The sequence below is a fragment of the Paraburkholderia sp. BR10141 genome (genome assembly GCF_056155635.1).
Window position 1 is genome coordinate 19,494 of sequence record NZ_JBMIQH010000003.1, and the last position, 12,506, is coordinate 31,999.

Consider the following 12,506-nt stretch of genomic DNA (forward strand, 5'->3'; position numbering starts at 1 on the left):
GCGCGCCGCTGAATACCCAGTCTGCTTCTGTCGCGGTAAGCGCAAGAGTCGGTCAGTTCAAATACGATACGTATTCCTTCTTCAGCCAGTTAAATCATGGCGGAATCGATATTGTGTCACCCGTTGCCTCGTGCGAGAATTATGTAATCCAGATTAATTTCGATCGACCGTGATGCTAAAAATCGCTGCGAAATGGTTCGAGTGCAAGCAGTTAGACGACGACGTCTATCTGTTCTGGGAGCCACATGTGATTCCCTTGTTCCGGTGCAACATCTGGTACGTGCGTGGCCGTGATCGCGATCTGATTATCGATTCTGGAATGGGCTTTTCGAGCCTCAAGGAGGCCGGCAAGCACCTGTTTGGCAAACGCACGGCAGTGATCGCGACGCACGCGCATCTCGATCACGTGGGCAATCTTCACGAGTTCGACGAATGCATGGTCCATCGGCTCGAGGCGCCGGGGCTGCGTAATCCGCAATGGTCATATACGCTCGCGGACGACCGCTTCAATCCCGAGTACTTCAAGAGTGCATTTGCCGATTTCCCTTACGAGGGCTCCGTGGTGGATGCGTTGCCGCACGCGGGATATGAACTCGCGAGCTGGCACATCAAGCCAGCTCATGTGACACGCGAACTCGTCGACGGCGACATCATCGATACCGGCGACCGGCATTTCGAGGTGCTGCATCTGCCGGGGCATTCACCGGGCAGCATCGGCCTTTGGGAAGCGCGTACACAAACGCTATTTTCGGGGGATGCGATCTATGATGGCCCGTTGATCGACGACCTTCATCACTCGTCGGTGCCGGATTACGTGAAGACCATGCAGCGTCTCGCGCGTTTGCCAGTCAAGGTCGTCCACGGCGGCCATGACGCGAGCTTCAGCAGGGAGCGGCTCCTCGAACTCGTTGGTACGTATCTCAAGCGCATCGGTGCGTGAGCGGGGGGCGCCGCATGCCGGCGCTCGCTTCGATGCCGCTCAGAAGGCGTAAATGAACTGCATGGCGAACAAGTCATTCGCCTTGGCATACGATCCATCATTGCGGAGGAAGACCCGGTTGTTTGCCCAATCGTGCCGATACTCGACCTTCACCGTAATCTGCTGCGTCGGATAGAAGAGCAGATTCAGCGCAACGTCCTGACGAACCGCCCCCTTGCATTCGAATCCGAGGCCGCCGTTTGCCTTCGAGTTTGCCAGGCAGTCCGCGCCAATGCCAAAGCCGTTGTAAGGGTCCATGCCGTTGCCGTTCAGGAATATGCCCCCACCCCCACCACCGTTCTGGCTATTGACGAGGAAGTCGTAGCGCGCGGTGGCGCCCATGCGACCAACGACCGGCATCGAGAACTTGCGGTGTGCCAGCAATGACAAGCCATACCACTGTGCATTGCCGCCATTGAACGCGGCGCGTTGCTGCGTGCCATAGTCGGCCTCGGCATTGAACTGCGCATCGGCAAGCGTGTAAGTGGCGTCGAGCTCGCCGAATATGAAGTATCCGCCCGAACTCGATGCCTGGCCGCCCGCTCCATAAACGGTGCGGCCTGTCACCGGATCGTGGGCGCTCGGCAACGTCTGCCGGCCGATGGTGAACGAGCCACCGGTGTCGAGCGCCGTGGACCACGTATAGTCCGCTCGCGCGGCGAAGCTCGGCACGCGGTTGCTTGTCGTGACAGGGTCGCCAAGCGCATTCTGTCCTGTCTGCGTGACGGCGCCGTAGGTCCGGGCCTGTTCATTGCCGAGCATGAACTTCCAGGACCAGTTGCTGGCTTGGGGCGTGTAATTGAGGCCGACGCCGACGTAGGCTGCCGGGTCCGAGAAGTCATAGAGCAGGTTATGGGTCAGAGTCAGCGTTTGCGTGGACAGCTGATATTCATATCCGCCGAACGCGCTCATCAGTCCGGCAAGGAAGGTCGTCGTGCCCGACACCGGCACGGTGACGAATGCCGTGTTGAGAATGTTGTTGCCAATGTTGCCATGCTCGTTTGCCAGCAGCGAAATGCCATTGCCCCGATTGGGCATCAGCGAGAATTCGGCCGATGGCGCCATGGGGCCGACACCGAACGTCTTCTTGATGTTGAGGTAGACGTCGCCGATCGTGCCGTTGAAGTACGTATAGGATGACTCGTGATTCGCGAAGAGAAACGACGAGGTCCTGGCGGCCCGGTTATAGACGTACGCGGGATCGATATATCCGGTCACCGAAAGTCCGGCGAGCGGTCCCGAGGTGGCGGCATCGGAGAGCGAGTCGACTTTCAGCTGCTGGCTCGCGAGCTGCTGCTTCATGTCGGCGACGTCGTCGTTGGTCAGCCTTGCAGGCGCGTTTCCGTAGCCGGATGCCGACGCATCGACGATTTGTGGCGCGTTTGCAGCGGGCGGTTTTGCGGCGAGTTCGGCCTTCAGCGACTCCACTTCCTTCTGCAGCGCCTTGAGTTCTTGCTGCAGTCCTTCGATCCGCGCGGAGATCGGATCGGCTGTCGCGAGACACGGGACGGTGCCGCTCACGAACAGGCAGATCAGTTTCCATCGCATAGGAAGTCTCCTTACTGTGTGGCCTTTTAAAGGGCAAAGCGAGTCCCTATCCGGGCCCAAATCGGTTGGCGTCGGGGGGAGTGGTGCAGCCGCCCGCCAAGGCTTGCCGGCGAAGCGGCAAGCCATCAGTCAGTTCGCGACGGTGTCGTCGGGGGGCTGAAGTGCTGTTATGGCGCCGTGCTGCCGCCGTGTGACAGGCGCGACCTTAGCGGCCGTCCTTCAGCTGCGACCAAAGACGCGTTTCCAGACGCTTGATTGCCGCGGGCAGCGGCTGTTGCATGAACAGCGTTGCAAGGACCTCGGGCTTTGGATAAACCATTGGGTCGTCGAGCAGCTCGGGTTTGACGAACTTCGAAGCGGCGCTGTCGGCGTTGGGGTAGTAAATCGTGTTGGTTATCGCTGCGTGAACTTCAGGCCGCTCGATGTAGTTGATCCACTTGAGCGCCGCTTCCGGATGAGGCGCGTCCTTCGGGATCGCCATCATCTGGAACGAGACCGGCGCACCGCTCTTCGGTATGACGTACGCCAGCACGATATCTTTGTGTGCCTCGCGCACGCGGCTCGCAGCCATCTTGACGTCGCCCGACCAACTCACCCCGAAGCAGATGTCCCCGCCGGCGAGGTCATTGATCCATGAATAAAGGGCGAATTGCGTCACATAAGGGCGAATGCTCTTCAGCAATTCATAGGCGGCCTGATAATCAGCCGGATTGTGACTGTTCGGATCCTTGCCGAGATAGTGCAGGGCGATGGAAAACATGTCGGTCGGCGAGTCGAGCAGCGAGACGCCGCAGCTCTTCAACTTGCTCAGGTATTCCGGCTTGAACAGGACGTCCCAGTTGTCGAGCGCGACGGAGGGCCCGAGTGCCTTGCGCGCCTGGCTGACGTTGTACGCGAGACCGGTCGTGCCCCATGCCCAGGGCACGCCGTATTGATGACCCGGGTCGGCCGCGTCGGTCAGCTTCAACAGTTGCGGATCCAGGTTGGCAAGGTTCGGCAGCCTGGACTTGTCCAGCTTCAGGTAGATCCCCGCGGCCGCTTGCGCGCCGAGGTAGCTCGACGAAGGCACGACGATGTCGTAGCCAGACGAACCGGTAAGCAGCTTCGCCTGCAACGTATCGTCGCTATCGAACACGTCGTAGCGGACGTGGATGCCGGTCTCCTTCTCGAAGTTTGGTACGGTATCCTTAGCGATAAAATCGTCCCAGTTATAGACGTTGAGCATGTTCTCGTCTGCGAGCGCTGTCGTCGCGAATGCACAACAGGTGAGCAAGGCGAGCGCTATCCGTAAATTCGGTGCTGGCATGATGTCTCCGATAGGGTCTATGGTCGTTATAGTGAGTTGGCGCGTTCAGGGGTGGGGTTGCTTGCGCATGAGGAACAGAATGTCGGCCGCGAGATGCGCGGCCGCGAGCGCGGTGACATCGCTCTGATCGTAGGACGGCGCCACTTCCACGACGTCGGCGCCGACAAGCTGAATCCCGTCCAGCTCGCGCACGATCTCCAGTGCCTGCGCCGAGGAGAGTCCGCCCGCGACGGGCGTGCCGGTGCCCGGGGCGAAGGCAGGATCGAGACAGTCGATATCGAAGGTCAGATACACGGGGGCATCGCCTACCACCTCGAAAATCCGGTCGACCACAGCTGCTGTGCCGTGACGATGCACCCAGGGGGCATCGAGTACGCGTACACCCATGAAGTCGCTGTTCCAGGTCCGGATGCCGACCTGAACCGACCGCGCCGGATCGATCAGGCCTTCGCGGATCGCCTTGTAGAACATCGTGCCGTGATTGAGCGAATCCGCGTGCTCGTCGGGCCATGTATCGCAATGCGCGTCGAAATGAATCAGCCCGAGGGGGCGGCCGAAACGTTCGACGTGTGCGATCAACAGAGGGTATGTGATGTAGTGGTCGCCGCCCAGCGTCAGCATCTTGGCCCCTGAGGCGAGGATAGTGCGGGCGTGGGCCGCAATGGCATCGCGGATCGTCCACGGCCGATGCGCATCGAACCAGCAGTCGCCATAGTCGATCACGTTCAGTGCGTCGAGCGGCGCAAGGCCCCATGGATAAATGCCCAACTCCGCCAGTTGTACCGAGGCCGCACGCACGGCAGCGGGGCCGAGGCGCGCGCCGGGGCGGTAGGTGGTTGCAAGGTCGAGCGGCACACCGGAAATGGCAACGTCGACGCCGATGAGATCACGGCTATAGGGGCGACGCAAGAATGACAGCGGTCCGGCGTAGGTCGGCGAAGCGGGGTCTTGCTGCTGCGGGGAACGATTGGTTGCTTGCGCGGAGTCGGTGGCGAATGGGTCTTTTTGCAAGGCGGAGGTCATGATCTCGGTATGTAAGGTGCCAGTAAATCGATTCATACGACTTGTCGTCTTTTCAGACGGAATTCCATAAACGCTATGATTCGCCGGACACAATTGATATAAAAGCGAAGGATTTTTCTGGAACGATCGATTTCGTTCATACCTCGATGCGAAGACTTCCACCTCTCCAGGCATTGCTGGCCTTCGATTCGGCGGCCCGACTGGGCTCGTTCACACGTGCGGCTCAGGAGCTGTCGCTGACCCAGTCCGCGATTAGCCATCAGATCCTCCAACTCGAGGAATGGACCGGGCAATCTCTCTTTTTGCGTGTGGGCCGGGGCGTCGTGTTGACCGCGGCCGGCAAGCTGTTTGCGCAGACAGTGGCCGGCGCGCTCGCGCTGCTGAGCGACGGCCGCGAGAGGATCGAGCCGTATGGCAACCCCGATTCGGTGCTGCTCTATTGCCCGCCGGAATTTGCCTCGGGCTGGCTGATTCCGCGCATGGACGAACTGACGGCCGCGATGCCGAACGTCGAGATCTGGCTGGTGACCGATATGGAGGTCACCGAGATCGACCGCGTCGACATCGATCTCGTGATATCGGCCAAGCCGATCAAGTCGCCGGATGTCGAATGCCTGCTGCTGATGGAGCAAGAAAAAGTGGCGATCTGCGGACCCGAGACTGCGAGCCGGCTGTATCACGCGCCGTTTCCCGAGGTGCTGGCGCGTGCACCGCTGCTCGTGCACGAACAATCACAGGAATGGGCACCCTGGTTGCCCGACCTGCGGCGCAGCGGTCTGCAAACCCGGCGCGTCATGACGAGTGCCGATCCGCATTTGCTCGTGGCGGCTGCGCAGCGGGAGGCCGGCATTGCCATGGTCTCGCAGCTGTTCGCGAGCGAAGCGCTGGCGCAACAGCGCGTATGCCGACTGCCACAGGTGCCAGGGGTTGCAATGCCGCCTCTGTGGCTCATGAAATCGAAGCTGCCCGCGCGCTCGACGGCGGTCGAGCCCGCCTTCCGATGGATTGCATCGGCATGCGGTGCCTGCGTCGATAAGCACCGCGGCGCGCGAGATCAACAGATCGATGCACGTTTTCCGCGTTCATCTTGACCATCGGAAAATCTGTGGTATCGTTCCCAAATCAAAATCGATAAGCGAACAGGAGACCAGCCATGGAGTCCCTCAACGGACGCAGGCCGACCGTCATCGACGTAGCGAAGCGTGCAGGGGTCTCCAAAAGTACTGCGGCACGGGTGCTGTCGGACGCGCCTAACATTTCCGCTTCGGCGAGAGAGCAGGTGCTGCTGGCTGCGAAAGCGCTGGGCTACACACGTAATGAACTGGCGGTCAGCATGCGTTCGGGCCGCAGCGGCATGCTGGGGCTTGTCTTGCCGGACATCGCGAATCCGTTTTGGGGCGAGGTTGCGCGGGGTGCACAGGATCGGGCCGCGGATGCAGGGGTTTCCATCCTGATTTTTTCGTCCAACTGGAGCGCGGAAAAGGAAAGGATGCATTTGAGCACCATGATGCAGGCGCGTGTCGATGGCGCGATCATTAATCCAGTCGCCGACGAACTCGGCGATCTCGAGCGCTTTGGATTGCCTTGCATCATGATTGGATCGAGCGCGGAGCGGTTTCCCGACAGTGCTTCGATTGGCTCGGACATTGCACAAGGCGTGGCTCTGGGCATGGATTACCTGCGCTCCCAAGGCCATCTTCGGCCCGCCCTCATCGTCGGACAGCGCACCCGCCCTGCCCGTGCGCGGTTTTTGCGCGCGGTACACGAACATTGCATCAAGCATGACATCGATCCCGTCACCCTGCCCGTGGAAGACGCCGACTACACGACGGAAGGCGGCGCACTCGCTATGCGACGTTTGCTGGAGCGGCATGAGGGCGGACATCTATGTGTGTTCGCCGCAAACGACCTCATGGCGCTCGGGGCGATGGGCGCCGTTCGAGAGACGGGTTTGCATTGTCCACAAGATGTGTCGATTCTTGGCTTCGACGGCATTCAAGCGGGCGCATTCGCGTGGCCAGGACTCACAACGATAGAAAAGCCCGCTCGTCAGATCGGCGCCGAGGCCGTCGCGCAACTCCTCAAACGCGATGTCGAGGCAGCCCAAGGCTCGCGGATTTATCTGCCATGCACGTTAACTGAACGTGGATCGATCGCCGATCTGCGTCGCAAATTGATGCGCGACTCCGTGGCATCAGGGGAGAGGCGCTAAGTCGCGACGACATCGATATATTTTTTCTGCAGAATGGGAACGTTCCCATACTCATGACAAAGCCAAAACTTATTGGAGGAGACAGGAACCATGTTGACCGTTCAACCAATCGTCCAACCGCCCGGCAGAACATATCTCCGGCCGATGCTGACCATCGGCATGCTGTACTTCGTGACCGGGGCCTTCAGTTGGCTAAACGGGCCGTTAACCGTCTTCGTCAAATTGGCCTTCAGGCTTGATGACGTTCAGGCGCTCCTGATTACCGTCGTCTTCTATGTTCCATACTTCCTGTTCGCATTGCCGTATGCCGCTGCGCTGAAGCGAATCGGGATGAAAAGAGGGATGGCGGCAGGCCTGGGCGTCATGTCGATCGGTGCGCTGTCCTTCAGCTGGTTCGTTGGTGCGCACAGCTACCCCGGCGTACTTGCAAGCCTTTTGGTGATCGGAACCGGCCTGTCCTTGATGCAGACCGCCTACAACCCGTACGTCAGCATTCTGGGGCCGATCGACAGCGCGGCGCGGCGTGTGGCTACCATGGGAATCTGCAACAAGACCGCGGGTATCCTTGCCCCCTACGTATTCGGCGCATTGGTTATGGGTAGCGTGGGCGAATTCGTCAGCCGGGTCAAAGCGGCGCCGACAGCAGCACATGCCGACGCTCTGCTCAACGCATTTGCCGCCAGACTGCACGGACCGTATCTCACGCTCGCGGCCATTCTCGCGGCGCTCGCCATTTTCATCGCATTTTCGTCTCTCCCCGACATCAAGCCATCGGAAGTCAATGTCGCTGAGCGCAGTAGTCATTCCGCGCGCAGCATCTTTTCATTTCCTCATCTTTGGTTGGGAGTGCTTTGCATCTTCACGTACATAGGCGCTGAAGTGCTGGCCGGTGACGCCATCGGCCTATACGGGCAGAGCCTGAATCTGCCGCTCGACGCAACCAAACACTTCACCTCTTACACGATGTCCGCGATGCTCGTTGGCTACCTGGTCGGGCTCGTTCTCGTGCCGCGCTTTATCTCGCAGCAGCGCTATCTCGTCGTCTCCGCACTCATTGGCGTGCTGCTCAGCGTTTGCGCATATCTCTCTGACGGCTATACGTCGATTGCGTTCATCGCTGCACTGGGTTTCGCGCACGCGATGATGTGGCCGGCGATTTTTCCGCTCGCGATCAAAGGACTGGGCCGGTTTACCGAAACCGGATCGGCATTACTGATTATGGGAATTGTGGGGGGAGCCGTGATGCCCCAACTCTTTGCACACCTGAAGCGAGTGTATGACTTTCAGTTTGTGTACATGCTGCTAACCGTGTCGTGCTACCTGTACATCATGTACTACGGCTTCCATGGCCATATGGTGGGCAGGCGGGAATCGAGCGTAACGAGCAGGTCCCAAACGCAACGGACCCGACACGGCAGCGGCGAAAACAAGGACAAGGAAAACGTATGAGCATTGCCCACCGGTCACTGCAGGACCGTATCCGTGGACTTCTGTACGGGATCGCGTACGGCGACGCGCTCGGCGCCACGGTCGAGAAGCTTTCGGCGTCGCAAATCCGTGAGCGCTTCGGGCGAGTCACTTCGATCAATACCGAATGGCACCGCGCGAAAGATGACGAAGCCGGCCGTAAGGGACGCATACGTGGAGGCGGCATTGTCACCGACGACACCTTCATGGCGCTATCGCTGATGAGTGTGTACAACGAGGTCGGTCGGCACCTCGACGCGTGGGATATGGCCGATGCAATGGTGCGCCAGATCGCCTGGGTTCCGCGATGGATACCCGAACTGCAGCGCGAGACGGTGCTGATCGAACGGTTGTTTTATCCGGAGAAATGGATCTATTTGCGGCATCAGCTTGCTTCCTGCGATCCGCGTCAAGGAGGAATCGGGAACATGGTCAACTGCGGTGCGGCCATGTACATCGCGCCGATCGGCGCGATCAACGCCGGCGATCCCAAGGGCGCCTATGACGAAGCGATCGCATTTGCCAGCGGGCATCAGGAGAGCTATGGGCTCGAAGCAGCCGGTGTGCTCGCCAGTGCGGTAGCCGCGGCGTTCGTGCCTGGCGTCGCGATCGAAGCGGTTGTCGAGGCAGCGCTCGGCGTCGCAAAGGACGGCACGCGTGCAGCGATTGACGCGATCGCCGATGCCGCAGTGCGACTGCGCGGCAAAGACTACGAGACGGTGGTCACGGAATTTCACCGGATCATCGGACGCTTCTCGCCGATTGGTGACGATGTCGAGCATACCGCGAGAAAAGCCGGTATTGCGTCCGACGCCTATCGGCCCTCGCGGCGTCTTTCGATCGAAGAATTGCCGCTGGCGCTCGGCTTCATCATGACGAACTACGGCGACTTCCATCAGGCGATCGAGGACGGCATCAATTCGGGACGCGACACCGATTCGATTGGCGTGATGATCGGAGCGGTGCTGGGGGCAATGCATGGCAGCACCGTGATCGAGGAGCGCATTTGCCGGCAACTTGACGAGGTGAACCGGCTGGATCTGCTGTTCGCGGCCGATTGCTTCGGTCAAACGGTGAAGGCTGTTCACGAGGCGGACCGTGCGTTCGCTGAAAAGAAGTTCAAGGTGCGCGCGGACCTCGCACGGAGGACAGGGAGTCCTGAAGCGTTCGGCACGGAATAGTCAGAACTTATGCCCGGGTGGTCGGTATTCGTATCGATCTCCGTTTTCAAATTGATTAGTACTACGAGTTATATAATGAGAGACACTATCCCATTTTCTGCGATTGCAATCGCAATGTTTGCATTGACTGGCATCGCGCATGCACAGTCAAGCGTTACGCTCTATGGGATCGTCGACGATGGCCCCAGTTACACGAGCAATGCGGGTGGCCATGCTGGCTGGCAAATGGTCAGTGGAAGCGCGCAGGGAAGTCGTTGGGGGCTAAAGGGAATTGAAGACCTGGGAGGTGGCCTCACGACGATATTCAGGCTCGAAAACGGCTTCAACATCAATAACGGCACGCTATCGCAGGGCGGACGGGAGTTCGGACGTCAAGCGTATTTCGGATTGGCTTCGAGCACGCTCGGGACGCTGACGCTGGGTCGCCAACTCGACATGATCAATGATTATGTGGCGCCAATGACGGCAAACTCGTCGTGGGGCGGTTATGCCTTCTCGCATCCGTTCGATAACGACAATACGGACGGCTCGTTTCGCATCAACAACGCGATCAAGTACACCAGCGCGAACTATCTGGGCCTAAGTGTCGGGGCGACATACGCGTTCAGCAACGCAACGGGTTTCGCGCAAGACCGTGAATACAGCGTGGGGGTTCAGTACACGCGCGGTCCTCTGGTAATCGCCGGCGCGTACTCGAACGTCAACGGCCTCGGCACCAGCACGAACGGTGCCGTCACGCCCGACACCGCGCCGTTCGTCGCAGATTCCCAGAAGATAGCTGGCGCGGGAATCAAGTACGCTTTCGGACCTGCGGCAGTCGCCTTCGTTTATACCTATACGGACATCGGCCAGCCCGTAAGGAACAACCTCGTTCGCGCGACACTGAACGGCACGCGCTTGAGATTCAGCAACTACGAAATCAACGGGTCATACCAGGTGACTCCGCAGTTCTCCGTGATGGCGATGTACACCTTTACACATGGCGACTACGCCGCGAGCAACGGAACCGTCCGCCCGAACTGGAACGAGATTGGGGTGATGGGCGACTACCTGCTATCAAAGCGCACCGACGTGTATGTCCAGGGCGTGTGGCAGCACGTGAGCGGCGTGGCTGATGACATGGGCGGAATGGGCGGGGCGTTGATACTCGGCAGTGCGGGGCAGTCGAGTACGGCTAGTCAGATGCTCGTGCACGTGGGACTGCGGCACAAATTCTGAGTGCGCTAGCCGGTGGTTTGCCGTAGTTCAGTTGGGTGTGGGCGTGGGGCGATGCCGTGCGCCCAGACCGATTCGGGCTCCTGCTGCAACGCCCTTCGGTCCAGAGCCGTTCAGGTACGAAACTCGGATTTCAACGCCTGATAGAGCCGGCTATACCGTTCGAACCGGTCTCTCAGCACGCTCCGAAGTGCTGTCTCAGGCTCGTATCGTTCAAGGACAGCGGGCGCTTTGACCACTGCCGCGAGTTCTTCCCGTGTGCACGCGAGACGAGCGAGGCGACTCGCTCCAAGTGCCGCTCCGAGTTCGCCCCCTTCGTTTCGATTGAGTTCGAAGCCAAGCGCGGAAGCACAGAGTTTTCCCCAGTATGCGCTGCGAGAACCGCCGCCGATCAATGCGGCCGCGGTGAGCGTCGTTCCCGCTTCCCGCAGCGCCGCATATCCATCCGCCATCGCGAACGCGACGCCTTCCATCACGCTGTATGCGAGATGCTGGGGGCCATGCGCCGAAGTCATCCCGTAGAAGACACCTTTTGCTGCGGCATCGTTGTGCGGCGTCCGCTCCCCGTTCAAATAGGGAAGGAAAATCGGCGCGATGGCGCTTTGTCCCGAGGGGGCGATTTCGATCAGCTCGGCAACGCTGCTCTTGAGCAAGCCGGACAGCCAGTGCAGGCTTGCCGCTGCGCTGAGGATGACACTCATCTGATGCCAATGCCGCGGCACGCAATGGCAGAAAGCATGGACTGCCTGCGCCGGGTTCGGTGCATAGCTCGCGGTCGCGGCGAAGAGCACGCCCGACGTCCCCAGAGACAGAAACGCATCGCCCGGCCGGGCAACGCCGATGCCAACTGCGCTCGCGGCGTTGTCACCGGCGCCGCCACAAACCGTCACGCTGCCATCGAGGCCCCACTCGCGCTGAAGGTCTCCCCGTAACGGGGCCGCAGGCTCGCTGCCCTCAACCAGCCGGGGCATGTGCTCCCTCGACAACCCGGTCGCGTTGAGCATGCGGTCGGACCAGTCGCGTTTTGCAACGTCGAGCCATAGCGTCCCCGAGGCGTCGGACATGTCGGATGTAAGCTCACCCGTCAGACGCCACGCAATGTAATCCTTCGGAAGCAGTACTTTCTGCACTGCACGAAAAACGGCTGGCTCGTACTTCGAAAGCCAGAGCAGCTTGGGCGCCGTGAAGCCCGGCATGGCCTGATTCCCGGTGATGTTGCGCGAGTCGGGCACGAGCGCCTCGAGTTCGACGCACTCCGCGTAGGCGCGCGTGTCATTCCACAGAATCGCCGGACGCAGGACGTTGCCACTGCGATCGAGTAGCGTCGCGCCGTGCATCTGGCCGGAAAGGCCGATCCCACGCAGCGCCCTGAACGCGCGAGGCTGCTCACTGCGTAGCGCCGCGACGGCGTCGAGCGTAGCGTTCCACCAGTCCTGGGGGCTTTGCTCCGACCACAGGGGGTGAGGGTTATCGACGCGCAGTCGGGCCCGGCTGCTGGCGATGACGTTCGATTCGGCATCGGTGAGCACAACCTTTACCTCGGACGTGCCGAGGTCGATTCCCAGATAACTCAAA

The 12,506-nt window shown here is 60.3% G+C and carries 10 protein-coding genes; 6 read left to right on the plus strand and 4 right to left on the minus strand.

From position 1 onward, the window contains the following. The first annotated feature begins 172 nt into the window (after nucleotides 1–172). Complete coding sequence (locus ACOJB8_RS04855; protein WP_368729424.1) at nucleotides 173–940, plus strand: MBL fold metallo-hydrolase; 768 nt, start codon at nucleotides 173–175, stop codon at nucleotides 938–940. 39 nt (nucleotides 941–979) lie between these two features. Here ACOJB8_RS04855 and ACOJB8_RS04860 read toward each other — a convergent pair whose 3' ends face one another. The 3 genes from ACOJB8_RS04860 to speB all read right to left on the minus strand — a co-directional run bounded on the left by ACOJB8_RS04860 (nucleotide 980) and on the right by speB (nucleotide 4,892). After that, nucleotides 980–2,527: a DUF3138 family protein gene (locus ACOJB8_RS04860; RefSeq protein WP_368729444.1), complete on the minus strand. Its 1,548-nt coding sequence runs from the start codon at nucleotides 2,525–2,527 to the stop codon at nucleotides 980–982. Nucleotides 2,528–2,732: 205 nt separating this feature from the next. Further along, nucleotides 2,733–3,833 (minus strand): polyamine ABC transporter substrate-binding protein, encoded by a 1,101-nt coding sequence (locus tag ACOJB8_RS04865; protein WP_410860231.1) that lies wholly within the window; start codon nucleotides 3,831–3,833, stop codon nucleotides 2,733–2,735. A gap of 45 nt (nucleotides 3,834–3,878) precedes the next feature. Next, nucleotides 3,879–4,892, minus strand: coding sequence for an agmatinase (gene speB / locus ACOJB8_RS04870; protein WP_368606089.1), 1,014 nt, complete (start codon nucleotides 4,890–4,892; stop codon nucleotides 3,879–3,881). 5 nt (nucleotides 4,893–4,897) lie between these two features. On the opposite strand from speB, the gene ACOJB8_RS04875 reads away from it, so the two are divergent. The 5 genes from ACOJB8_RS04875 (at nucleotide 4,898) to ACOJB8_RS04895 (ending at nucleotide 10,934) form a co-directional block, all read left to right on the plus strand. After that, nucleotides 4,898–5,947 carry a LysR family transcriptional regulator gene (locus tag ACOJB8_RS04875; protein WP_342949978.1) on the plus strand — a complete coding sequence of 350 codons (1,050 nt, stop codon included), beginning with the start codon at nucleotides 4,898–4,900 and terminating at the stop codon, nucleotides 5,945–5,947. A 62-nt stretch (nucleotides 5,948–6,009) separates the two neighbouring features. Further along, nucleotides 6,010–7,068 (plus strand): LacI family DNA-binding transcriptional regulator, encoded by a 1,059-nt coding sequence (locus ACOJB8_RS04880; RefSeq protein WP_475011262.1) that lies wholly within the window; start codon nucleotides 6,010–6,012, stop codon nucleotides 7,066–7,068. A 90-nt stretch (nucleotides 7,069–7,158) separates the two neighbouring features. Further along, nucleotides 7,159–8,517 (plus strand): sugar MFS transporter, encoded by a 1,359-nt coding sequence (locus ACOJB8_RS04885; RefSeq protein WP_342949980.1) that lies wholly within the window; start codon nucleotides 7,159–7,161, stop codon nucleotides 8,515–8,517. After that, on the plus strand, nucleotides 8,514–9,716 hold the full coding sequence (locus ACOJB8_RS04890; RefSeq protein ID WP_342949981.1) for an ADP-ribosylglycohydrolase family protein: 1,203 nt from the start codon (nucleotides 8,514–8,516) through the stop codon (nucleotides 9,714–9,716). The genes ACOJB8_RS04885 and ACOJB8_RS04890 overlap by 4 nt, the downstream gene beginning before the upstream one ends. Before the next feature lie 75 nt (nucleotides 9,717–9,791). Further along, complete coding sequence (locus tag ACOJB8_RS04895) at nucleotides 9,792–10,934, plus strand: porin (RefSeq protein WP_368729445.1); 1,143 nt, start codon at nucleotides 9,792–9,794, stop codon at nucleotides 10,932–10,934. A gap of 110 nt (nucleotides 10,935–11,044) precedes the next feature. Here ACOJB8_RS04895 and xylB read toward each other — a convergent pair whose 3' ends face one another. Further along, a complete protein-coding gene (gene xylB / locus ACOJB8_RS04900; RefSeq protein ID WP_342949983.1) occupies nucleotides 11,045–12,505 on the minus strand; it encodes a xylulokinase in 1,461 nt (486 codons plus the stop codon). Nucleotide 12,506 lies beyond the last annotated feature (1 nt).